21 protein-coding genes are annotated in these 22127 nt (G+C 67.3%); 11 read left to right on the forward strand and 10 right to left on the reverse strand.

What is annotated here, in order from left to right; genetic code table 11:
• Nucleotides 1-184: 184 nt before the first annotated feature.
• Nucleotides 185-2920, forward strand: a complete 2736-nt coding sequence (gene polA / locus H0264_RS17345; RefSeq protein WP_181584924.1) for a DNA polymerase I — start codon at nt 185-187, stop codon at nt 2918-2920.
• A gap of 157 nt (nt 2921-3077) precedes the next feature.
• Here the strand turns inward: polA and H0264_RS17350 are convergent, their stop codons facing one another.
• Entirely contained in the window at nt 3078-3410 is a 333-nt protein-coding gene (locus H0264_RS17350) for a four-helix bundle copper-binding protein (protein ID WP_181584925.1), read from the reverse strand.
• A gap of 419 nt (nt 3411-3829) precedes the next feature.
• Between H0264_RS17350 and H0264_RS17355 the strand changes: the two genes are divergently transcribed.
• On the forward strand, nt 3830-4252 hold the full coding sequence (locus H0264_RS17355; RefSeq protein WP_181584926.1) for an alpha-isopropylmalate synthase regulatory domain-containing protein: 423 nt from the start codon (nt 3830-3832) through the stop codon (nt 4250-4252).
• Between the two features lie 61 nt (nt 4253-4313).
• Here the strand turns inward: H0264_RS17355 and trxA are convergent, their stop codons facing one another.
• Both trxA and H0264_RS17365 read right to left on the reverse strand, forming a co-directional pair.
• On the reverse strand, nt 4314-4679 hold the full coding sequence (gene trxA, locus H0264_RS17360) for a thioredoxin (RefSeq protein ID WP_181584927.1): 366 nt from the start codon (nt 4677-4679) through the stop codon (nt 4314-4316).
• A gap of 58 nt (nt 4680-4737) precedes the next feature.
• Nucleotides 4738-5238, reverse strand: a complete 501-nt coding sequence (locus H0264_RS17365; RefSeq protein ID WP_181584928.1) for a 2'-5' RNA ligase family protein — start codon at nt 5236-5238, stop codon at nt 4738-4740.
• Nucleotides 5239-5361: 123 nt separating this feature from the next.
• On the opposite strand from H0264_RS17365, the gene H0264_RS17370 reads away from it, so the two are divergent.
• From H0264_RS17370 to H0264_RS17385, 4 genes are all read left to right on the forward strand, one after another.
• Nucleotides 5362-6447 (forward strand): isocitrate/isopropylmalate dehydrogenase family protein, encoded by a 1086-nt coding sequence (locus H0264_RS17370; RefSeq protein ID WP_181584929.1) that lies wholly within the window; start codon nt 5362-5364, stop codon nt 6445-6447.
• Between the two features lie 168 nt (nt 6448-6615).
• Nucleotides 6616-7497 (forward strand): ABC transporter substrate-binding protein, encoded by an 882-nt coding sequence (locus tag H0264_RS17375; protein ID WP_181585622.1) that lies wholly within the window; start codon nt 6616-6618, stop codon nt 7495-7497.
• 6 nt (nt 7498-7503) lie between these two features.
• Complete coding sequence (locus H0264_RS17380; protein ID WP_181584930.1) at nt 7504-8457, forward strand: amino acid ABC transporter permease; 954 nt, start codon at nt 7504-7506, stop codon at nt 8455-8457.
• A gap of 41 nt (nt 8458-8498) precedes the next feature.
• Nucleotides 8499-9251 carry an amino acid ABC transporter ATP-binding protein gene (locus H0264_RS17385; RefSeq protein WP_181585623.1) on the forward strand — a complete coding sequence of 251 codons (753 nt, stop codon included), beginning with the start codon at nt 8499-8501 and terminating at the stop codon, nt 9249-9251.
• Nucleotides 9252-9263: 12 nt separating this feature from the next.
• Here the strand turns inward: H0264_RS17385 and H0264_RS17390 are convergent, their stop codons facing one another.
• From H0264_RS17390 to H0264_RS17405, 4 genes are all read right to left on the reverse strand, one after another.
• Nucleotides 9264-10685, reverse strand: coding sequence for a hypothetical protein (locus tag H0264_RS17390; protein ID WP_181584931.1), 1422 nt, complete (start codon nt 10683-10685; stop codon nt 9264-9266).
• Between the two features lie 281 nt (nt 10686-10966).
• Nucleotides 10967-12184 carry a DUF7937 domain-containing protein gene (locus tag H0264_RS17395; RefSeq protein ID WP_181584932.1) on the reverse strand — a complete coding sequence of 406 codons (1218 nt, stop codon included), beginning with the start codon at nt 12182-12184 and terminating at the stop codon, nt 10967-10969.
• 66 nt (nt 12185-12250) lie between these two features.
• Entirely contained in the window at nt 12251-13090 is an 840-nt protein-coding gene (locus H0264_RS17400) for an alpha/beta fold hydrolase (RefSeq protein ID WP_181584933.1), read from the reverse strand.
• Nucleotides 13087-13518, reverse strand: a complete 432-nt coding sequence (locus H0264_RS17405; RefSeq protein ID WP_181584934.1) for a helix-turn-helix domain-containing protein — start codon at nt 13516-13518, stop codon at nt 13087-13089. Before H0264_RS17405 ends, H0264_RS17400 begins: the two co-directional genes overlap by 4 nt.
• Before the next feature lie 144 nt (nt 13519-13662).
• On the opposite strand from H0264_RS17405, the gene H0264_RS17410 reads away from it, so the two are divergent.
• A complete protein-coding gene (locus tag H0264_RS17410) occupies nt 13663-14136 on the forward strand; it encodes a DUF4383 domain-containing protein (protein ID WP_181584935.1) in 474 nt (157 codons plus the stop codon).
• A 10-nt stretch (nt 14137-14146) separates the two neighbouring features.
• Here H0264_RS17410 and H0264_RS17415 read toward each other — a convergent pair whose 3' ends face one another.
• The gene (locus H0264_RS17415; RefSeq protein WP_181584936.1) at nt 14147-15058 is read right to left on the reverse strand and encodes a LysR family transcriptional regulator; all 912 of its coding nucleotides are present in this window, start codon (nt 15056-15058) and stop codon (nt 14147-14149) included.
• Nucleotides 15059-15129: 71 nt separating this feature from the next.
• Between H0264_RS17415 and H0264_RS17420 the strand changes: the two genes are divergently transcribed.
• The 3 genes from H0264_RS17420 to H0264_RS17430 all read left to right on the forward strand — a co-directional run bounded on the left by H0264_RS17420 (nt 15130) and on the right by H0264_RS17430 (nt 17666).
• Nucleotides 15130-16500 (forward strand): FAD-binding oxidoreductase, encoded by a 1371-nt coding sequence (locus H0264_RS17420; RefSeq protein ID WP_181584937.1) that lies wholly within the window; start codon nt 15130-15132, stop codon nt 16498-16500.
• 123 nt (nt 16501-16623) lie between these two features.
• A complete protein-coding gene (locus tag H0264_RS17425) occupies nt 16624-17508 on the forward strand; it encodes an SPFH domain-containing protein (RefSeq protein WP_181584938.1) in 885 nt (294 codons plus the stop codon).
• On the forward strand, nt 17508-17666 hold the full coding sequence (locus H0264_RS17430) for a type II toxin-antitoxin system antitoxin (protein ID WP_181584939.1): 159 nt from the start codon (nt 17508-17510) through the stop codon (nt 17664-17666). The genes H0264_RS17425 and H0264_RS17430 overlap by 1 nt, the downstream gene beginning before the upstream one ends.
• Nucleotides 17667-17807: 141 nt before the next feature.
• On the opposite strand, the gene H0264_RS17435 is transcribed toward H0264_RS17430, so the two are convergent.
• The gene (locus tag H0264_RS17435; RefSeq protein WP_231086486.1) at nt 17808-19373 is read right to left on the reverse strand and encodes a serine/threonine-protein kinase; all 1566 of its coding nucleotides are present in this window, start codon (nt 19371-19373) and stop codon (nt 17808-17810) included.
• Nucleotides 19374-19412: 39 nt separating this feature from the next.
• On the reverse strand, nt 19413-20285 hold the full coding sequence (locus tag H0264_RS17440; RefSeq protein ID WP_181584940.1) for a class I SAM-dependent methyltransferase: 873 nt from the start codon (nt 20283-20285) through the stop codon (nt 19413-19415).
• A gap of 284 nt (nt 20286-20569) precedes the next feature.
• Between H0264_RS17440 and rpsA the strand changes: the two genes are divergently transcribed.
• Nucleotides 20570-22033, forward strand: a complete 1464-nt coding sequence (gene rpsA / locus H0264_RS17445) for a 30S ribosomal protein S1 (RefSeq protein WP_181584941.1) — start codon at nt 20570-20572, stop codon at nt 22031-22033.
• The last annotated feature ends 94 nt before the right edge of the window (nt 22034-22127 follow it).

The following is a 22127-nucleotide window of genomic DNA, read 5'->3' on the forward strand; positions in this document are numbered from 1 at the left end:
CCTTCCGTTGCCGTCCCCACGGAAAGGGTACGGCTGCGCCGCCGAGACCTGTTGCGCTATAAATGATTTCGGAAAGTTTTCATGATTAACCGAAAAGTGGATCCAGGTTCGCCGGAGGAGGTCCGGCGGCGAGCCCGCGCGCCCGGTGCGCGCGGTTGTCGGTGGTCGTGGCTAGGCTCTGTGCGTGACCTCAGCCTCTACCGATCAGCGTCCGAGTGTCCTGTCTGCCTCCGGCTCCGGTGAGCAGCCCACGTTGCTGCTGCTGGACGGGCATTCGCTGGCCTACCGCGCGTTCTACGCGCTGCCGGCGGAGAACTTCAAGACCGCGGGCGGCCAGACCACCAACGCGGTGTACGGGTTCACCGCGATGTTGATCAACCTGCTGCGCGACGAGAAGCCCACCCATGTGGCCGCGGCGTTCGATGTGAGCCGCAAGACCTTCCGCACCGAGGCGTACCCGGAGTACAAGGCCAACCGCATCACCACGCCGGACGAGTTCCGCGGTCAGGTGGAGATCACCCAGGAAGTGCTGGGGGCACTGGGCATTCCGGTCATGGCCATCGACGGCTACGAGGCCGACGACGTCATCGCCACCCTCACCACGCAGGCCGTGCCAGAGGGCTTCCGGGTCCTGATCGTCACCGGCGACCGCGACTCCCTGCAGTTGGTCAATGACAACGTCACCGTGCTGTACCCGAAGAAGGGCGTCTCCGAGCTCACCCGCTTCACCCCCGCCGCGGTCGAGGAGAAGTACGGCCTGACCCCGCAGCAGTACCCCGATTTCGCGGCCCTGCGCGGCGACCCGTCCGACAACCTGCCCGGCATCCCCGGCGTGGGGGAGAAGACCGCCGCCAAATGGGTCCGCGAGTACGGCAGCCTCGAAACGCTCGTCGATCAGGTCGACAAGGTCAAGGGCAAGGTCGGAGATGCCTTGCGCGCCAACCTGTCCAGCGTCGTGCTGAACCGTCAGCTCACCGAGATGGTGAAGGACGTCCCGCTCCCGTACACGCCCGAGCAACTGGGCGTGCAGCCGTGGAACCGCGAGAAGATCCACTCCCTGTTCGACGAGCTGGAGTTCCGTGTCCTGCGTGACCGCCTCTTCGACACCCTCGCCCCCGTGGAGCCCGAAGCCGAGTCCGGCTTCGAGATCAGCGGCAGCGCCCTGGCCGCCGGCACGGTAGCCGACTGGCTGGCCGAACACGCCAAATCCGGTGTGCGCCATGGCGTCTCCGTGGTCGGCGTCGGCTCGCCCGTCCACGGCGACGTGCAGGCCATCGCCCTGGCCGCCGCCGACGGTGAGGGCGCCTATATCGACGTCCACACCCTGACCCCCGAGGACGAGAAGGCGCTCGGCGCCTGGCTCGCCGACCCCGAGACCGCGAAAGCCTTGCACGAGGCCAAGTCCGCCATGCACGCCCTGCGTGGCCGCGGCTGGGTCCTCGGCGGCCTCACCAGCGACACCGCCCTCGCCGCCTATCTGATCCTCCCCGGCCAGCGCACCTTCAACCTCGAAGACCTCTCCCTGCGCTACCTGAGCCGCGAGTTGCGCGTGGACAATGCCGGCGAGACCCAGCTGTCCCTGCTCGACGACGAAGACCAGGTCGACGCCGAGGTCGCGAATGCCCAGATGTTGCGCGCCCGAGCCGTTTTCGATCTCGCCGACGCCTTCGACACCGAACTCGACCGCATCGAATCCACCGCCCTGCTCGGCGATATGGAACTCCCGCTCCTGAGCGTCCTCGCCGACCTGGAGCACGCCGGCATCGCCGTCGACGCCGCGCAGCTCGAGGAACTCCAGCGCCAGTTCGCCGACCGCGTGGCCGATGCCGCCAATTCCGCGTACGGCGTGATCGGCAAACAGATCAATCTCGGCTCGCCCAAACAGCTCCAGGTGGTCCTGTTCGATGAACTCGACATGCCGAAAACCAAGCGCACCAAAACCGGCTACACCACCGACGCCGACGCGCTGGAGAGCCTCTACGAGAAGACTCAGCACCCGTTCCTGCAGCACCTGCTGGAACACCGCGACGCCACCCGCCTGAAGGTCACCGTCGACGGCCTGCTGAAGTCGGTGGCCGACGACGGCCGCATCCACACCACCTTCAACCAGACGGTCGCAGCCACCGGCCGCCTCTCCTCGACCGAGCCGAATCTCCAGAACATCCCGATCCGCACCGACACCGGCCGCCGCATCCGTGACACCTTCGTGGTCGGCCCCGGCTACGAGTCGCTCATGACCGCCGACTACAGCCAGATCGAAATGCGGATCATGGCCCACCTGTCGAAGGACGAGGGCCTGATCGAGGCTTTCAATTCCGGCGAGGACCTGCACAACTTCGTGGCCTCCAAGGCCTTCGACATCCCCATCGCCGACGTCGACCCCGAACTGCGCCGCCGCATCAAGGCCATGTCGTACGGTCTCGCCTACGGCCTGTCCGCCTACGGCCTGTCCCAGCAGTTGAAGATCAGCGCCGACGAGGCGAAGGTCCAAATGGACATCTACTTCAACCGCTTCGGCGCCATCCGCGACTACCTCCAAGACGCCGTGGACAAGGCCCGCAAAACCGGCTACACCGAAACCCTCTTTGGCCGCCGCCGCTACCTGCCCGACCTCGACTCGTCCAACCGCCAACGCCGCGAGGCGGCCGAACGCATGGCCCTCAACGCCCCCATCCAGGGCACGGCCGCCGACATCATCAAGGTCGCCATGATCGACACCCAGCGCGCCATCCGCGACGCGGGCCTCGAGTCCCGCATGCTCCTCCAAATCCACGACGAACTCGTCTTCGAGGTAGCCCCCGGCGAACGCGAAGCCCTGGAATCCCTTGCCCGAGAACACATGTCCAACGCCATAGAACTCTCCGTCCCCTTGGAGGTCTCGGTAGGCGTAGGCCGCAGCTGGGACGCCGCAGCCCACTAACAACAAGATCACCAGGACCTGATGGCGGGTAGCTCTCGCGAAATGCCGCCACCAGGTCCTGCTGATCTCTGTTCGTGATCTCGAGAACGGAACCACAGCCAGTCTTCCCGCCGGAACGGGACTTTTCCGCCCGCCCACCAGAGCTCCATGATCTTGCTCAGCGCGCGAATTGCCCCACGAGGTCGGCGCTGAGGTCTGCGGCGGCGCGGCAGGCGTTGGCGCAGGCCACCTCTCCCAGGCGTTCGCAGGTATCGGCGGTGCGCGAGCACACTTCCGCGGCCAATTCGCACAGACTGGAAGTCCACGTCGAATGCCGGTCGAGCATGTCGCCGGCGAGTCGGCAGACGTCGGCGCAATCCATCAGGGCGGTGATATGGGTTCGGGCGGCGTGATTTCCGCCCTTGTCGATGGATTCGCCCACTTGCCGGATGCAGCTGCGGTGGCAGCCGAGCAATGCGTTGATGGTGCTCTGAAGCTTCGGATCGGTCATCGCGATACTCCTCGGACAGTCCGGATGGTCCGGTATTCACTGAGAGTTGGCGCGAGCGTCTGGCAGCGGTGTTCATTGTGTCATCCCGGCGTGGCGTGGGCTCCGCCACACGGTAGGTGACCTGCGGCGAAGTTACTCGTGGGTCGATTGCGAATATGGTTGCCAATGCGTGGGTCTGCCCCTATGCTCGGTGCCGTGCCGAATCCCGCCCACAGCCGCAGCGCAGTGCTTCGTGTCGCCGACCGCGACCGCGCCGCGCTCATTCCGCTTACCGCGATGGTGGCTGCTGTGCGAGTACTCGTAGTTCTCCGCCGTAGCGGGGTCTGATTCGGACCGGCCCCTCGCTGCGGCCGTTTGAACTCTTTTTGCGCTGGTCCCCTCTGCCAAATTCTGGGAAGAAGTCGGGAAGACCTAGTTCAATGACCATCACACTCGATACACACACGTTCATCGCCGCTGCCCCCAAGAGCCTGAAGGCCGAAAGCACCGGCATGACCCCCGCCGAGTTCTACGACCGGTACTGCGGACACGCGGGCCCGATCAAACTCGGCGAATACACCCACCGCCGCGCCGCCGAATTCACCGCGACCCTCGAATTCGCCGGCCACCTCCGCACGGTGACCGCCACCGGAAGCCCCGTCGCGGCCCTGACCTCGGCCCTCTACGACGAGGGCTATCCGGTCGAAATCCTCCAGTTCCACCAGCGCCGCACCGAATCCGGCATGGCCACCTTCGTCCAGTGCGAATTCAACGGCCGCCGCGGCTGGGGCGCCGCCATCGCCGACGACAGCGCGGAATCCACTGTCCGCGCCATGATCGCCGGTATCAACTCGCTCGGCTGACCCAAAACGAATGCGCCGCAACCCTTCTGGGTCGCGGCGCATTCGGTGTGCGCGGGAGCGCTCAGGCCTGCTGCTGCTCGGCGAGCTGCTTGCGGACGTCGTCCATGTCGAGGGCCTTCACCTGGGTGATGAGGTCTTCGAGGGCGGCGGGCGGAAGGGCGCCGGGCTGGGCGAAGACGAGGACGCCCTCGCGGAAGGCCATGATGGTCGGGATCGAGCGAATGTTCGCGGCGGCGGCGAGTCCCTGCTGGTCCTCGGTGTCGACCTTGCCGTGCACCACATCGGGGTGCTTGTCCGAGGAGGCTTCGAAGGTGGGGGCGAAGGAGCGGCAGGGGCCGCACCACGAGGCCCAGAAGTCGACCAGTACGACGTCGTTGCTGGTGACCGTTTCGTCGAAGTTCTGCTCGGTCAGGGTCTGGGTGGCCATGGCATCCTCTCGTGTCGTCTTGTGCCCGGTCCAACACCGGGCGGTTCGGTTGTGTTCCCTAGGCGACCGGCCACTCGAGCCGCCGATCTCCGTCCCACCGCCGGATACCCACAACCGTAGCCCGGTAGTCCCGATCGGACCCGACCGCGTCCAGTGCGGCCTGCAACTGTCCCTCCCGCAAACGACGAGCAAGCGTCACATGCGGGGTCCAGGCATCGGGACGCAGATTGGTGGGGATTCCCGGGCAGGCCGCGATCACCTCGAAGATCTTGTGCTGCAAGGTCAATAGCTCGGCGGAGGGCACCACCGCGCGCACCAGGATCGGCGAGCGCGCGCCGAACACCAGCAGGCCGCCCAGTCGAAGCGGGAATGGCTGAAATCCCTGTTGCCCCAAGGTTTTATCGAGTCGAGGCCAGATCTCCTGGGCGACCGCCACGGTGATGTGCGGCCGATGGGCCGGTGACGGCGCGTGCAATCCGGCCGCCGCCAGCGTCTGCCACTGACGGTGAATCTCCGCCTCGCTCGTCTCGTCGAGGATCAGTTCGACCGACTGCACCACCGCCGCAAACCTCCCGAATCACCCATAACGGGCATTGTCCCGAGTCGCCACCCAGGTCTCGAATTGTGCTCCGGAGTGTGCCGCCGTGTTGCGGACAGCGCCCGATACGCGAGGATATCCGGCATGAGCAACACCGAGACCCGGCTTCGGCTGGGCCTGATCGAAGGCGACGGCATCGGGCCGGAGATAGTGCGAGCCACCCGCGACGTGGTGGACGAGGCACTGAAGGTATTGGAGCTGCCGCCCGTCGAATGGGTGCCGCTCCTCATCGGCCACGCCGCCATCGCCGAGTTCGGCGACCCCATGCCCGAGCAGACCCTGAAGGCCCTCGCCGGCCTCGACGCCTGGATCATGGGCCCGCACGACAATGCCTCCTACGCCCCCGAGTATCGCGCCGGACTGCCGCCCGCCGGCGCGGTCCGCAAACGCTTCGGCCTCTACGCGAACATCCGCTGGGCGCGCACACATCCGGATGTGCGGTCGGTGGCCGACGAGATGGATCTGATCATCGTCCGGGAGAACAGCGAGGGCCTCTACGCCGACCGAAACATGTTCGCCGGCTCCGGGGAGTTCCAGCCGACCGCCGACACCGCGCTCGCCGTAGGCGTTTTCACCCATGGGGCCATCGAACGCATTGCGCACCAGGCGTTCCGGATCGCGACCCGGCGCCGCAAGAAGGTCACCATCGTGCACAAGGCGAACGTGCTGCCCATGACCATGGGCATGTTCCGAGACGTGTGCTACGAAGTGGCCGAACAGTATCCGGACGTGGAAACCCGCGACGAGCACGTGGACGCCATGACCGCCCTGCTGGTCCGCAATCCGGCCGACTTCGACGTCATCGTGACCGAGAACCTGTTCGGCGACATCCTCTCCGATCTGGCCGGCGAACTGAGCGGTTCGCTCGGCATGGCCGCCTCCCTCAACAGCTCGGACACCCAGGCCATGGCCCAGGCCGTGCACGGTGCGGCCCCTACGCTCGCCGGCCACAATCGCGCCAATCCGGTGGCCATGCTGCTGTCGGCGGTGGGCATGCTGCGCTGGCTCGGCACCCGTGACGTGCACAGTGCGCTCTACCGTCTGGCGGACCGAATTGAACACGCAGTAGCGGAGACGTTGCGGGCTGGTGTAGCTACGTCGGATTTGGGTGGGTTAGCATCTACGACCGAATTCACCGAGCAGGTGCGGGCACGGCTGCACCGCTGGTGAGCGCACTTCCGGGTCCGGGCGTGTATCGGCGTTGCTGCAAGGTATCGCCGATTAATGTTCGGTAACCGGCCCGCATGGACCGACCGACTCGCCTACATTTCAAACGGCGGGCGGCATCCGGATGTCGCGCACCCGAACTGTGGAGGACCTGTGTCTGTTCGTATTTCAATGCGCGGGCGTGCCGCGCGCGCCCTGTGTGTGATCGCCGGCGGCGCGCTCGCGCTGACCGCGTGTACCAGCAACACCGAGGGCGGCGACGATGTCGCCAAGGTCGAGGTCGCGAAGGTCGAAACCATCGCGGCCAAGGTCCCGGACGCCATCAAGCAGTCCGGCAAGCTGGTCGTCGGCGTGAACGTGCCGTATCAGCCGAACGAGTTCAAGAACGCGGACGGCAAGATCGTCGGCTTCGACGTGGACCTGATGGACGCGGTCGCCAAGGTGCTCGGCCTGACGGCCGACTACCGTGAATCCGACTTCGAGAAGATCATTCCGTCCATCGAGACGGGCACCTACAACGTCGGCATGTCCTCGTTCACCGACACCAAGGAACGCGAGAAGACCGTCGACTTCGTGACCTACTTCCAGGTCGGCACCCAGTGGGCGCAGCAGAAGGGCAAGGCGGTCGATCCGGACAATGCCTGCGGTAAGCGAGTCGCGGTGCAGCGCACCACCGTTCAGGACACCGACGAGATCCCGGCCAAGAGCGCCAAGTGCGTCGCCGAGGGCAAGCCGGAGATCGTGAAGGTCGCCTACGACGAGCAGTCCCAGGCCGCGACCGCGCTGGTGCAGGGACAGGTCGACGCCATGTCCGCCGACCTGCCGGTGACCATCTACGCCGTGGACCAGAACAAGGACACCATCGAGACCACCGGCAAGATGTTCGACTCCGCGCCGTACGGCTGGCCGGTGCAGAAGGGCTCCGCGCTCGGACCGGTGCTGCAGGAGGCCGTCCAGTATCTGATGGACAACGGCCAGGCCCGCAAGATCGCCGAGAACTGGAACGTCGCGGCCGGCGTGATCACCAAGTCCGTCATCAACGGAGCGCAGTAACCGCACATGTCGCAAGACGAGACCAAGCCCGCGGCTTCCACCCCCGCGGTCGCGACCGAATCCGAGCCCGAGCCGATCAAAGCGATTCCGCTGCGACGGCCGGGCCGGTGGATCGCGGCCGCGGTGATCCTGGTGCTGCTGGGGCTGTTCCTGTGGGGCGCCAAGACCAACCCGGCCTACCACTGGGACACCTACTGGAAGTATCTGCGCGACGCGCGAATCGCCAAGGGCGCGTTGGTGACCCTGGAACTGACCGTGCTCGCCATGACCATCGGCGTGGTGCTGGGCGTGGTGCTGGCGGTCATGCGGCTGTCGCCGAATCCGGTGCTGCGGTCGGTGTCGTGGGCGTACCTGTGGATCTTCCGCGGGACGCCGGTCTACGTGCAGTTGGTGTTCTGGGGCCTGTTCCCGTCGCTGTACAAGACGATCACCGTCGGTGTGCCGTTCGGCCCGTCGCTGGCGGATTTCGATGTGCAGGGCTGGCAGGCTCCGTTCTTCTTCGCCATGCTCGGCCTCGGTCTGAACGAGGCCGCGTACATGGCCGAAATCGTCCGTGCCGGAATCAATTCCGTGGGTGAGGGGCAGCGGGAGGCGTCGACCGCGCTGGGCATGTCGTGGGCGCAGACCATGCGGCGCACCGTGCTGCCGCAGGCCATGCGGGTGATCATCCCGCCGACCGGCAACGAACTCATCTCCATGCTGAAGACGACCTCGCTGGTGACCGCCATCCCGCTCACCACCGACCTGTACGGGCGGGCGCGCGACATCTACAGCGTGAACTTCCAGCCGATCCCGCTGCTGCTGGTGGCCGCCACCTGGTACCTGGCCATCACCAGCGTGCTCATGGTCGGCCAGTTCTACCTGGAGCGGTACTACTCGCGCGGTATGTCGAAGAAGCTGACCGGCAAGCAGCTCAAGGCCATGGCTTCGATGCAGCGCTCGGCGTTGGGAGACCAGTGAGCATCGAAACAAGCAAGGCCGCAATGGTTTCGGATACGCCGATGGTGCGCGCCGACAAGGTGTGCAAGAACTTCGGCTCGGTCAAGGTGCTCAAGGGCATCACGCTGGAGGTGAAGCGCGGCGAGGTGCTGTGCCTGATCGGCCCCTCCGGTTCGGGCAAGTCCACCTTCCTGCGCTGCATCAATCACCTGGAGCAGGTGAACGCCGGACGGCTGTACGTGGACGGTGAGCTCGTCGGCTACCGCGAGAAGGGCGACAAGCTCTACGAACTGCATCCGCGCGAGGCGGCTCGGCAGCGTCGCGATATCGGCATGGTGTTCCAGCACTTCAACCTCTTCCCGCACCGGACGGTCCTCGAGAACATCATCGAGGCGCCCACCCAGGTGAAGAAGATCAAGAAGGCCGACGCCGTGACCCGCGCCAAGGAGCTGCTGGCGCGAGTCGGGTTGGCGGACAAGGCCGATGCGTATCCGGCGCAGCTGTCCGGCGGGCAGCAGCAGCGGGTCGCCATCGCGCGGGCGCTGGCCATGGATCCCAAACTCATGCTCTTCGACGAGCCGACCTCCGCGCTGGATCCGGAGCTCGTCGGCGAGGTGCTCGGCGTCATGCGGGAACTCGCGCAGTCGGGCATGACCATGGTGGTCGTGACGCACGAAATGGGCTTCGCCCGCGAGGTGGCCGATCAGCTGGTGTTCATGGACGGCGGCGTCGTGGTCGAATCCGGGAATCCGCGCGAAGTGCTGGCCAACCCGCAGCACGATCGCACCAAAGCGTTCCTGTCGCGAATTCTCTAGCCGGTCAACGGCTTACGCCTCCGGCCCCGCCGTCTGCTGCCAGGGTTCCTCCTGGACCAGCTGCGGCGGGGCCGGAGGCGTCTGCGGCGGAGCGGCGTAGGTCTGTGGTGCGGGGTGGGCCGGATACTGTTGCGGCGCCGGGTAATACGGCTGCCCGGCGGCGGGAGGCCAGGTGGTGGCGGGAATCTCCAGCTCGCGCTGGGCGGCGAGGCTGGAAATGGCTGCGGCCCAGGCTGTCACGGTGGCGACCGTGAGCACCCAGAAGCCGGGACCCAGTGACTCGGTGAGCAGGTCTGCCAGGCTCAGGTTTACCGATTCCGTGTCGCAGACGACGGCGAGCGGTGCGCCGACCGCCAGGCCCGACACGAACACGGCGAGCCCCCGTACCTGGCGGAATTTGACGGGAAGCCTGGAGAACAGTGCGAACGCCATTGCGATCGAGAGGGTTGCGGTGAGGGTCAGGACCGGTCCCTGCCAGGTGAGGGCCGACTCGTCCTCGCCGGTGAAGCCCCAGGCGTTGCTCTTTTCCAGCAGGTCCAGCAGCGAGCCGGTGATTGTCAGTGCTGCCGCCAGTAGTAGCAGTACGCCCGTCACACCATCCGCTGCCCGACCCGGCCGCGGCATCCCGATCGCTCGGCGGTGGGCGAGCAATAGGATCGGCAAGGTGATCGCCGCCAGGACGGCCATGCAGACCAGTAGCCAGAATCCGGGCCCCACGGTGCTCTCGAACAGGAACTCTTCGTCCATTTCCGCGCTGTCGTAGGACTTCACGTAGACGACAAGTGCGGCCACCAGTGCCAGCGTCACGCCCAGGGTGATCCCGGCGGCCAGATACCCGATACCGCGGGCGCCCGCCCGCCGCCCGCCCCCGGCCGCCAGCATCACCCCGCCCATCAGCGCGACCACCGCGGCCAGGGTGATCGCCACCCCGATCACCTGCGGGGTGTCATCGGCCCCGCCGCCGAAATGCCACGCACTCCAGGTCAGCGACATCTGTATATCCAGGAACGCCTCGTCGAACTCCACCAGCGGCAGGAAGGACGCGGGCACACCGAGCGCCGCGATCGACAGCAGCAGCGCCCCGGCCAGCCGGCCCAGAGCTGCACTGCCCGGCGAATTGCCCGGCGTCCCTTGGCCGATCGGCGCAACCTGGCCCGCCGGCAGGCCCGGCATCCCGGGGTGACTCGGCGGGCCCGGATTGATCCCACCCGGCGAATAGCCCGCGCCCGGCGTGCCGGAGGGTGCGGGTCCGCCCGGAAACGAATTGCCGCCGGTCGATCCGGGCGCCGCTGCGGGACCGGGCGGGTAGGGCGGACCGGGTTGATATGAGCCGCCCGGATAGGGGCCGGGCGCAGGGCCGGGCCGGGGACCGTCGGCAGGCCGGAGCGGTTCGTACGGATGCGGGTACGTTCCGGGGCCTTCCATCTCGCTCACACTGCGACCCTAGCCGGGATGTGCACCCGACAGGTCCATCCCGGTGTCCCGGTGATTCGCTTCGCGATCGTGGGGAGCGTGCGTGACGGCGCGCCGTCCGGAGTTCGCGACGTGACAGCTCCGGAAACCGGGAGTGGTTGCGTCACTGGCTGATTCGACACCTCACCGCAGGGCGACCAGCGGTCGAGGGCGAGCCGGATACCCGGACTTCCCCTCGGAACAGTTGTGGCGCTCGGCGGTTCGGCCGGGAGCTCCACCCGCCTGCGATGGGTTTCGAGACTTCAGTGCGCGGGACCGCCGGTGGGTGGCGGATAGCCGCCCTGCTGACCCGGGAACTGTTGTGGAGCCTGATATCCGGGTTGCGGTTGTCCGGGGTAGGACTGCTGCTGGACCGGAAAGTGCTGCTGCTGAGCCGGATACGGATGTGGTTGAGCGGAGAGCTGCTGGTACGGCCGGCCGGAGTTGGGGTGGTGCGGTGAGAACGGTTGCCCGCCAGGGATTTGCGGTGTCGGGGGATCGGTGGGAGCGGGGATGGCCAGGACGGCGGTGAAGGTGGCGGCCAGCGACAGCAGGGTGGCGATGATGAGGACCCAGTAGCCGGGGCCGAGGTCGCTCTTCTCGGCCGAGTCGGCGAAGAGGTCGCTGGAGGTGTCCAGGACAACGGTGAGGGTGGTGCCGATGCTGAGGGCGGCGGCTGCTACCGCCAGGCGGTGGAGCAGGGCGGTGCGGGCGGCCAGGGGAGTGAGCAGGAGCAGGGCGATCGGTGCGGCCACCAGGGTGCTCGCGGCGAGGGCCGCGCCTTGCCAGCTGTTGTTTTCCTGGTCCAGGTACTTGGTTCCCCAGGTGGTGACCTCGATGACGCCGCCGCCGGTCAGTTTCAGGAAGGAGCCGGTGATCGCCACGATGGCCGACAGGAGCAGCAGGGTGCCCGCGATCGCGTCCCGGGAACGGTCGGGCGGGCCGGGGACGGCGCGGTCGGCGGCCAGGCCGGTTGCCAGTGCGGCCAGGGCGACCACCATCGCGAAGACCGACAGCCAGTAGCCGGCGCCGTGGGTGGCCTCCATGTTGGAGACCTCGGGGGCGGTGCTGCTCAGGACGGTGGTGAGGGCGACGCCGGAACCCAGTGCCGCGGAAAAGGTTCCGAGAATCCGTACCGCACGGCTGCGGGCCGCGAAACCGGCGAGCAGCAGGACGCCCGCGATCAGCGCGGTGATGGCGGCGAGGGTGAGGGCGACGCCGAGCCACTGCAGAACCGTGGTGGCGCCGGTGGTGCCGGAGAGTTTCATCTGCCAGGCCGTGGTGCGGGTCGAGAACTCGGTGCCCAGCAGGGTTTGGGACTGGATCTGCAGTGGCAGCAGCGTGGCCGCGAGCAACAGCGATCCGGTCAGTGCCAGCAGTCCCCCCGACACCCGGCTCAGCGCCGAGTGCCTCGGACCACCGGGCGGCTGACCGGAACCGTACGGGTTCGAAAACGGATCAGGGCCAGGAAAATTGGTCACCTGTCGCACCCTAGGGGATCGGTGACGCCGGTGCGTGCGCCCCGGCCACGGCCCCGGGCGTACGGCTCATGAGCGCAGGAACTTCTCCACGGTTGCGGTCTGCCCGAGCACGGCATGACCGACCTCGGGAAGCAGTTCGACGGTGGCGTCCGGAACGGATTCGGTTATGCGACGGGCAGTTTCGGCGGAGTCGAGCATGACGTCGCGGCCGCCGACGAGCACCAGCACCGGCATGGCCAGCGTGCGCAGCCGGGCGTCGGAGAAGATCGGCAGGCGTTCGGTGCGCGGCTTGAAATGCGTGAACGTCAGCACCACCTCGTCGAGGATCGGCTCCAGATGCTCGGCATCGAGGCCGGTGACCAGCCGGGTGGTGCGGCGCAGGTGGTCGCGGCCGGTGAGGCGCATGAGCAGGGCCTTGAACAGCCAGCCGTAGCGCTGTCTGCCGACGCCGCCGGGGCACAGCAGGGCCAGCCGGGTGATGCGGCCGGGGCGGCGGATGGCGTAATCCAGTGCGTGCCAGCCGCCCAGCGACATGCCGACCAGGGCGGTCTCCGAAATTCCCAGGCCCGCAAGGACATCGTCGAGCCACAGCGCGATGGCATCGGTGCCCAGCGTGGGGCGCGACGGGGCGCTGCCACCGGGCTCGCCGACGATATCCACCGAGTAGGTGCGGAAATGCCGTGCCCAGGAAGCGATGTCGCCCATCCAGTTGGTCGAGTTCGCGCCCGAACCGTGCAGCAGCACCAGCGGCGGTGCGTCCTGCGGTCCGGAGATCAGGACGAAGGTGTCGCCCTCCCGGGTGGGGATATGTCGTTCCTCCGCGGGAACGGGCCAGTGGCGCAGCATTTCCCGGTAGTGCTGTCGCACCGCCTGCGCGCCGGCCTCCGATTTGTAGATCGTGCTCATGACGCGAGCACCCCCTCCACGTATTCGAGCAGCCGGGCCGTATCGCCCACACCGCCGACGACAATGACCTTCAGCCGCGCGCGTTCGCGATCGTGCATGGTCTGGATGCGCAGCGGCTGATCCTCCGGGTCGCGATTGTGGGCCGCGCCGGTCAGCAGGGTGGTGATCCGATCGGCGGTCGCGGGATCGATGGCGTCGATCTCGATGATGCTCGACACCTCCGAAAAGCGTTCCCGGGCAGTGGATTCGCGTGCGGAGTCCGGTACCGGCAGGCCGGTGAAGGCTTCCAGGTCCGCCTGTGCGATGCGGTACTGCTTGCCGATGCGCACGGCCGCGAGTTTGCCATCGCGCACGTAACCGCGGACGGTCCGGACGTGCAGGCCGAGGCGTTCGGCTACTTCCTCCACTGAATACAGTCGATCACTCACGCAAACTACCGTAAACGACTCTATTGAGGCACTGCAATAGGTAACGATAGGGAAGTTTGAGTGACCATACTCATGGCCTTCCGCTTGATCTTCGTATCAACTACATTGCGTAGTAGAAATACCGAACAGGTGGGAGGTGTCGCGATGAGCGCACATTCGGTAGCCCGGCGTCGAATCACGCCGGCGCAGTGGAGTTTTCTGCAGTGGGCCGTTCTGGTCGTGGGGGTGGTCCACATCGTCTGGGCCATTGTCGGCTGGATCGCCGAACCCAGCTTCGGGATCGGCGAGCACGCACACGCCACCCCGGTGGCCGGCATGGACTACAACGGCTGGCACGCGGTGGCCGGCCTGCTGCTGTTCACCCCGGCCTTGCTCGCCGCGACCCGGAAATCCTGGTCGGCGTGGTACTGCCTCGCGGCCGGCCTCGGCGGCGGACTGGTGGTCGGCGTGTGGGCATTGTTCTCGGAGCGAGTGCTGATCTTCACCTTCCCGAACCACACCACCGACGCGATCATGCACCTGCTCACCGGCGCGCTGCTGCTGGCGCTGGTCGCGGTTCAGGTGGCCCGGGACGGCGATCTGCGAGAGACGCTGGGGCTGCGGGCCGCTGCCGTCTGAATCCGCGAGTTCACCTGGCGGCGGGTGTCTTCCAGCGCGTGAACGCGATGCGCATCTGCCCCAGAAGCACTTTCGCGGCCGGTGAGCTCGGGCGGTCGGTGCGCCAGATGAGCGCGAGCCGGCCGCGCAGCTCCGGCTCGATGTCGATGGTCCGGACACCGAAGGACGTCGCGTCCGCGGGTGGGAGCGCCGGGACGATGGCGACACCCAGTCCGCGCGCCGCCAGTTGCAGCAGCAGGGTGGGGGCTCCGGCCTCGTAGGCGATATCCGGCACGGATCCGGCTGCGGTGCAGGCGCTTTCGAAGCGTCCGCGAATACCGGTCCCGGCCGGGAGGCAGATGAGCGGATACTCGCACAATTCGGCGACGGTGGTTGTGGCGCCGAAGCGATCGTCGTCCAGGGCCACCGCGGCCACCACATGGGTGTCGAGCACGACCTCGACGCCGAAGCCGGGATCGACCGTCTCGGTGGCCAGGCCGACCAGTGCGACATCCAGATCGCCGCGCGTCAGCGCCGCCAGCATGTGCTCGGAGGTGTCCTCGGTGAGGCTGATGCCGACCTGCGGATGGTCGTCGTGGAAGTCCGCGAGCACGGACGCGATATCGAAATTGTCGACCGCCGCGCCGGTGATGAGCCCGACCCGGACCTGACCGCGCAGCAGGCCGGTGAACTCGTCCACGGTGTGGGTGATCCGTTCGGCGGCGGCCAGGGCGGCGCGGGCGTGCGGGAGGACCGCCTCGCCGACCGGCGTCAGCGTGACCGACCGGGTCGAGCGATCCAGGAGTGGTTGTCCCAGTTCGCGTTCCAGCTGACGGATCTGGGCGCTGAGACCGGGCTGAGCCAGATGCAGGCGGGCGGCCGCGCGGGTGAAATTGGCCTCCTCGGCGACGGTGACGAAGTATCGCAGCTGACGCAGCTCCATAACTATTGATTCTAGAACCAATAAAAACTATCTGTTGGAGTTCTCAATCCGAGCGCGGCAGAGTCGTAGACATGACGACGACAGCGCACACGAACATCGAACTTCCCGCCACCACCGGCCCGGTCTTCCGGCCCGGCGACGCCGGGTACGACAGCGAAATCGCCGGATTCCAAACCGCTTACACGCATCGGCCCGCGCTGGTCGTGGCCGCGGCGCACGCCGAGGATGTGCGGTCCGCCGTGGAATACGCGGCGCGGCACGGACTTCCGGTCGCCGTGCAGGCCACCGGGCACGGGCTCGCGGTGGCGGCCGACGGCGGCGTTCTCGTCAATACCCGTCGTATGACCGACATTCGGATCGATCCGGTCGCTCGCACCGCCCGCGTCGCCGCCGGCGTGCAGGCGGGCGCGCTCATCGACGCCGCCGTCGCACACGGACTCGCGCCGCTCAACGGATCCTCGAACTCGGTCGGCGTGGTCGGCTACACCCTCGGCGGCGGTCTGGGCCTGCTCGCCCGCGAATTCGGTTATGCCGCAGACCATGTGCGCGCCATCGAGCTCGTCACCGCCGACGGCCGGCTGCGCCGGCTGGTGCCCGGCGACGAACTGTTCGGCGCGGTCCTGGGCACCGGAGGCAACTTCGGCGTGGTGACCGCGCTCGAACTGGACCTGGTTCCGGTCACCCACGTCTACGGTGGGCAGCTCACCTTCGACACCCGCCTGGTCGAACCGGCCATGGAGGCGTGGCGACTGTGGACCCAGGACCTGCCCGACGAGATGACCTCGGCTTTCTCCACCATCCAGATGCCGGATCTGCCGCAGCTGCCGCCGCATCTGCGCGGCCGATACACCGCGACCGTCAATATCGCCTACACCGGTTCCGAGGCCGAGGGCGAACGCCTGGTCGCTCCGCTGCGGGCCGTCGGCGAGCGCATGAACGACGACCTGCGCGTCATGCCGTACGCGGAAACCCATGCCATCTACCGGGATCCGGCCGATCCGCACCCGTACACCGCCACCAACGCCCTGCTGCGCGAACTGCCCGCCGATGCCAGCGACGCCTTCCTGGAGATCACCGGCCCGAACTCCGGCAGCCCGGTCGTGGCCGGATTCCGGCACCTCGGCGGCGCACTGCGCCGCCCCGGTCCGGCCGGTGTCGCCGTGGACCACCGCGCGGCCGAATACGTGGCCCGCGCCATCACCCTGCCCGGCCCGGCCAGCCCCGCGCAGGTGCGCGAGCGCCTCGCCGGGATCCAGGAAGCTCTGTCCCCGTGGACCATCGGCCACAGCCTGAACTTCCTCTACGGCGGCGGCCAGTTCGCCGATGAAGCCCAGACCCGGGCGATCTACGCCCCGGAAACCTACGACCGGCTCGGCGCATTGAAGTCGAAGTACGACGCACGCAACATGTTCCGCTTCAACCGCAATATCCGCCCGAACTGACCCGCCGCCCTGTCTCGAGGGGTTCGGGCGCAGCCCCTGAGAGCCCCACCGAGAGTGGGTGCTCCCCGCGAGAGTCGGAGTCTGCTATCGTAGTGATATCACTTCAATATCGGGAGGATAGTCATGGAGCTTCGTCCGGCCTATCGGAAGAACGGGTTCCTCATGCTGTTGACCCTGTTCGCGCTGATCGTCATCGCGGGCGCGGCGGCGGCATTCGGCATCGGCCAGGCGTCGGATACCGGCAATGCCGCCTACGGCGTGCTGGTGGCCGTGGCCGTCGTGGTGGGTGTGGCCGCCCTGCTGGGCCTGAGCGGCCTGGTGGTCGTCAACCCGAACGAGGCGCGGGTGATCCAGTTCTTCGGCCGCTACATCGGATCGGTGAGCGATCCCGGGTTCTTCTGGGTGGTGCCGCTCACCGACCGGCGTCGAATCTCGTTGCGGGTGCGCAACTTCGAGACCCAGAAGCTGAAGGTCAACGACGCCGACGGCAATCCGGTGGAGATCGCCGCGGTGGTCGTCTACAAGGTGGTCGACAGCTACAACGCCGCCTTCGCCGTGGACGACTACGAGCAGTACGTGGAAACCCAATCCGAGGCCGCCGTAAGGCATCTGGCCACCGTGCACCCCTACGACGCACACGACGCCGGCCGCACCAGCCTGCGCGACGGCGCCGAGATCGCCGAGGAGCTCACCACCGAACTGCGCGAGCGCACCGCCATGGCGGGCATCGACGTGGTCGAGGCGCGCATCACCCACCTGGCCTACGCCCCGGAGATCGCCCAGGCCATGCTGGTTCGCCAGCAGGCCGCGCAGGTGGTGGCCGCCCGCACCAAGATCGTCGAGGGTGCGGTGGGTATGGTCGGCCTGGCCCTGGAACGCCTCGCGGCGGAGGGCATGGTCGAACTGGACGAGGAGCGTAAGGCGGCGATGGTGTCCAACCTGCTGGTCGTGCTGTGTGGTGATCGCCCCACCCAGCCCGTGGTCAACGCCGGATCGCTGTACTCGTAATGGTCAAGCGCGAGCCGAAGAAGGTGCTGCTGCGGCTCGACCCGGCCGTCCACGAAGCGCTCGCCAAATGGGCGGCCGACGATCTTCGCAGCATCAATGCGCAAATCGAATTCGCACTCCGCCTGGCGCTGAAACAGGCCGGTAGAGAACCGAAATAGGCAACCACCGCGCCGGAATGACGACCCCCTCGTCATTCCGGCGCGCTTTTGGCCGGAATCCACGCGGTGGGTGTGGATCCCGGCCAAAAGCATGCCGGGATGACGGAAGATGATCTCAGGCCGGGATGACGGCGCTGATGCTCAGGACGTCAGTTCGGCGCTGTCGATCAGGAAGGTGTCTCCGCTGCGGACCAGTTGGGCGCGGCGGGTTTCGGTGCCGGTGCGGCCGTCCTTGTACTTGAAGTCCAGCCGGTAGGTGACCGTCAGGGTGGCGGGATCGGCCACCGTCTCGGAGATGTTTACGGAATCGACTGTCTTCCAGAATGATTCGTAGCCGGCGTAACCGCCGACGTAATTCTGGTAGCGCGGGGTCAGTCGGTCCCAGGCGGCGGCCGTGCCGCCCGGCAGCAGGCTGTAGTGCCCCTTCACGAAGGTCACCATCTCGTTCGCCGAGGGTGGAGCGGTGGTCGTCGTGGTGGGTGGCTTGCTGGTCGTGGTCGGCGGCGTGCTGCCGGGTGTGCCGGTCGGTCCCGGGTTCACCGGGCCGCTGGTGCCGGGAGCGGTCGGCGGCGCGGTGCTCCCGGGGGCCGCCGAATGCGGCGGCTGGGCCGCTGTGTCGCCGTTCTGCGTCGATTTCGTGTTCAGGACCAGCGACACCGCCGCAACCGCGACGACGAGCACCGCGACCGCGGTGGCCGCGGCCCACATGAGCGCGTTCAGTGAGCGTTTCGCCGGATCCGGCCCGGGGTGCGGCGGGGGAGCGGATTCCCGGCCGATGGTGGTGTTGCCGGTCCAGCCCGCTGGGCGCGACGGTCGCGGCGTGTGCGCGGACGGTACCGGAATGCGTTGGGTGGCAGCGGTTCCCGGATACTCCGGGGCGGCGCCCGCGGATCCGGGATGCAGGGCGTGGCGGGCGGCGGCGGCCAGGGCGCCCGCGGTGGGGTAGCGCTCCTCCGGCTTCTTCGCCATGCCGCGCGCGATCACCTCGTCGAAGGCCGCGGGCACCGTTCCGGTGGTGAAGGACGGGCGCGGCGGCGGGGCCGACAGGTGCGCCGCGATCTGCCGCTCGACGCTGGTGCCCGGGAACGGTTTCGAGCCGGTCATGCACTCGTAGAGCACGCAGGCCAGCGAATACACATCGGCGCGGGCGTCGTAGGAGCCGTGCTCGAGGCGTTCGGGCGCCATGTAGGCGAAGGTGCCGATGGCTGCGCCCGAGGTGGTGAGTCCCGCGTCGCCGTCGCCCAGCGCGATGCCGAAGTCGATGAGGTACGCGAAACCGTTTGCGGTGGTGAGGATATTGGACGGTTTCACATCCCGGTGCACCAGCCCCGCCTGATGTGCGGCGTCCAGTGCGGCGGCGATCTGCGCGGTGTAGTCCACCGACATCGCGGGCGAGAGCGCCCCGTGTTCGGTGAGCACCGTGCCGAGATCGGTGCCCTCGACCAGGCGCATGTCGAGGAACAGGCGCCCGTCGATCTCCCCGTACCCGTGGATGGGAATGATGTGCGGTTCGTTCAACCGCGCCGCGGCCTGCGCCTCCCGCCGGAATCGCTCCCGGTAGGTGGGGTCGTGCGCCAGTTCCGGGGGCAGCACTTTGAGCGCGACGATCCGGTCGGTGCCGGTGTCGTACGCGCGATAGACCTGCCCCATACCGCCCGCCCCGAGCAGTCCGAGCAATCGGTAGCGGCCGAACGGACTTCCCTCCACCCCTGTAGCCCTATCACAGGACAGGGCGCGACGTCAGGGTCAGTTCGGTTTCTCGGTGACGAAAATCGCTGTACCGGGGAAGATTTCGCCGCGCAGCGGACTCCACTGGCCCCATTCGCGATCCAGCCATTCCGGCCAGTCCGGTTCGATGACATCGGTCAGCACCAGTCCGGCGCTCACGATCTCGCGCACCCGGTCCCCGATGGTGCGGTGGTGTTCCACATAGGTGGCCTCGCCGTCGCCGTCCAGCTCCACATACGGCGTGCGGTCGAAGTAGGGGATGGTCGCGCGCAGTCCCTCCGGTCCCGGATCGTCGGGAAAGATCCACCGCATCGGATGATTCACCGAGAACACCCAGCGACCACCCGGCTTGAGCACGCGTGCCACCTCGCGCATCACCTGCGCCGAGTCGGCCACGAACGGCACCGCACCGAAGGCCGAACACGCCAGATCGAAGGATTCGTCCGCGAACGGCAACTCCTCGGCGCCGGCCTGCACCAGCGGCACCCGCGGCCCGCCGGCGTCCATGGCCGCGAGGCCGCGCTCGAGCATCTGCCTCGACAGATCCAATCCGACCGGATGCGCGCCGTGCGCCGCCAGCCACCGCGAGCACGGCGCCGAACCGCAGCCGATCTCCAGGATCACCTTGTCCTCGATATCGCCCAGCAAATGCCAGTCGCCCTCGTGCAATCCCTCCGGGCACCAGATGAACTCGCCCGCGGGCGAATCCACGCCGAGGAAGTCGGCGTGCGTCTCGTGGTAGGCGGCGGCGTCCGCGTCCCACCACTTGCGGCTGGCCCGCTGACTGGCCTGCGAATCGACCTTGGTACGGGCCACTCCCACGGTTCCGAGCAGGGCGTTCGCCTCAGCATGGCGGGTATCGTCGGAGGTGGCGCGCTGATCTTCGGACATGGCGTCACCCTATCGACCCGCACGGGGGGACCCGTGTTTGCTTGGTACAACACACGTCGCGTACGCTGTTTTCCGCGAGTGTCTTCTGTACTCGGTTTCTTGCAAGCCGGTTAGAGCAGACAATCGTGCTGTGAGTCCCGCATGCTTACCAGGGCAGCGTTGTGCTCCGTCGCAGCGATGTGCTGTTGCATGGCCAACGTTAGTTCCATCGCTGTGAGTTCGCAGCAATACCGAAAGTCCACATGTCCACTACCGACCACAATCCGTCCGGAGCCTCCCAACACATGCCCACCACCGTGACCTCGCCGCAGGTAGCCGTCAACGACATCGGCTCTGCCGAGGACTTCCTCGCCGCCATCGACAAGACCATCAAGTACTTCAACGACGGCGACATCGTCGAAGGAACCATCGTCAAGGTCGATCGGGACGAGGTCCTTCTCGACATCGGTTACAAGACCGAAGGCGTCATCCCGTCTCGCGAACTGTCCATCAAGCACGATGTCGACCCGGCCGAGGTCGTTTCCGTGGGCGATGAGGTCGAGGCCCTCGTTCTCACCAAGGAGGACAAGGAAGGCCGCCTGATCCTGTCGAAGAAGCGTGCTCAGTACGAGCGGGCTTGGGGCACGATCGAGGAGCTCAAGGAGCGTGACGAGGCCGTCAAGGGCACCGTCATCGAGGTCGTCAAGGGCGGCCTGATCCTGGACATCGGTCTGCGCGGCTTCCTCCCGGCTTCGCTGGTCGAGATGCGCCGTGTCCGCGACCTCCAGCCGTACGTCGGCAAGGAGATCGAGGCCAAGATCATCGAGCTCGACAAGAACCGCAACAACGTGGTGCTGTCGCGTCGCGCCTGGCTCGAGCAGACCCAGTCCGAGGTCCGCAGCGAGTTCCTGCACCAGCTGCAGAAGGGCCAGGTCCGCAAGGGTGTGGTCTCCTCCATCGTCAACTTCGGTGCCTTCGTGGACCTGGGTGGCGTGGACGGTCTGGTGCACGTCTCCGAGCTGTCCTGGAAGCACATCGACCACCCGTCCGAGGTTGTCGAGGTCGGCAACGAGGTCACCGTCGAGGTTCTCGACGTCGATCTCGACCGCGAGCGTGTCTCCCTGTCGCTCAAGGCGACCCAGGAAGACCCGTGGCGTCAGTTCGCCCGCACCCACGCCATCGGCCAGATCGTGCCCGGTAAGGTCACCAAGCTGGTTCCGTTCGGTGCGTTCGTGCGCGTCGAAGAGGGCATCGAGGGCCTCGTCCACATCTCCGAGCTGGCCGAGCGCCACGTCGAGGTGCCGGACCAGGTCGTGGCCGTCGGCGACGACGCCATGGTCAAGGTCATCGACATCGACCTCGAGCGTCGCCGCATCTCGCTGTCGCTGAAGCAGGCGAACGAGGACTACACCTCCGAGTTCGACCCGTCGAAGTACGGCATGGCCGACAGCTACGACGACCAGGGCAACTACATCTTCCCCGAGGGCTTCGACTCCGAGACCAACGAATGGCTCGAGGGCTTCGAGAAGCAGCGTGAAGAGTGGGAGACCCGGTACGCCGAGGCCGAGCGTCGCCACAAGATGCACACCGCTCAGATGGAGAAGATGGCGGCCGACGCCGCGGCCGAGGCTGCCAACGGCGGCCCGTCCAACTACTCCTCGGAGAGCGGCTCGCAGGCTGCGGCCTCGTCCTCCGAGCCGGCCGGTGGCTCGCTCGCGAGCGACGCCCAGCTGGCCGCGCTGCGCGAGAAGCTGTCGGGCAACGCCTGATTCGCTGCTCCCGCGGTAACGCGTAAGCGATAGAAAAGCCCCCGGGTCCGGATGGACCCGGGGGCTTTTCCGTTCTTCCCGGGGTCGTGCGGCG

This window comes from Nocardia huaxiensis (assembly GCF_013744875.1).
Classification (GTDB): Bacteria; Actinomycetota; Actinomycetes; order Mycobacteriales; family Mycobacteriaceae; genus Nocardia; species Nocardia huaxiensis.

Bases quoted from the DNA above. Each gene is read 5' to 3' on its own strand.
- H0264_RS17430 (WP_181584939.1), top strand. From the start codon at position 17,508: ATGGTCAAGCGCGAGCCGAAGAAGGTGCTGCTGCGGCTCGACCCGGCC.
- H0264_RS17420 (WP_181584937.1), top strand. From the start codon at position 15,130: ATGACGACGACAGCGCACACGAACATCGAACTTCCCGCCACCACCGGC.
- H0264_RS17355 (WP_181584926.1), top strand. From the start codon at position 3,830: ATGACCATCACACTCGATACACACACGTTCATCGCCGCTGCCCCCAAG.
- trxA (WP_181584927.1), bottom strand. From the start codon at position 4,679: ATGGCCACCCAGACCCTGACCGAGCAGAACTTCGACGAAACGGTCACC.
- H0264_RS17385 (WP_181585623.1), top strand. From the start codon at position 8,499: ATGGTGCGCGCCGACAAGGTGTGCAAGAACTTCGGCTCGGTCAAGGTG.
- H0264_RS17410 (WP_181584935.1), top strand. From the start codon at position 13,663: ATGAGCGCACATTCGGTAGCCCGGCGTCGAATCACGCCGGCGCAGTGG.
- rpsA (WP_181584941.1), top strand. From the start codon at position 20,570: ATGCCCACCACCGTGACCTCGCCGCAGGTAGCCGTCAACGACATCGGC.
- H0264_RS17440 (WP_181584940.1), bottom strand. From the start codon at position 20,285: ATGTCCGAAGATCAGCGCGCCACCTCCGACGATACCCGCCATGCTGAG.
- H0264_RS17375 (WP_181585622.1), top strand. From the start codon at position 6,616: ATGCGCGGGCGTGCCGCGCGCGCCCTGTGTGTGATCGCCGGCGGCGCG.
- H0264_RS17425 (WP_181584938.1), top strand. From the start codon at position 16,624: ATGGAGCTTCGTCCGGCCTATCGGAAGAACGGGTTCCTCATGCTGTTG.
- H0264_RS17380 (WP_181584930.1), top strand. From the start codon at position 7,504: ATGTCGCAAGACGAGACCAAGCCCGCGGCTTCCACCCCCGCGGTCGCG.
- H0264_RS17370 (WP_181584929.1), top strand. From the start codon at position 5,362: ATGAGCAACACCGAGACCCGGCTTCGGCTGGGCCTGATCGAAGGCGAC.
- H0264_RS17350 (WP_181584925.1), bottom strand. From the start codon at position 3,410: ATGACCGATCCGAAGCTTCAGAGCACCATCAACGCATTGCTCGGCTGC.
- H0264_RS17415 (WP_181584936.1), bottom strand. From the start codon at position 15,058: ATGGAGCTGCGTCAGCTGCGATACTTCGTCACCGTCGCCGAGGAGGCC.
- H0264_RS17400 (WP_181584933.1), bottom strand. From the start codon at position 13,090: ATGAGCACGATCTACAAATCGGAGGCCGGCGCGCAGGCGGTGCGACAG.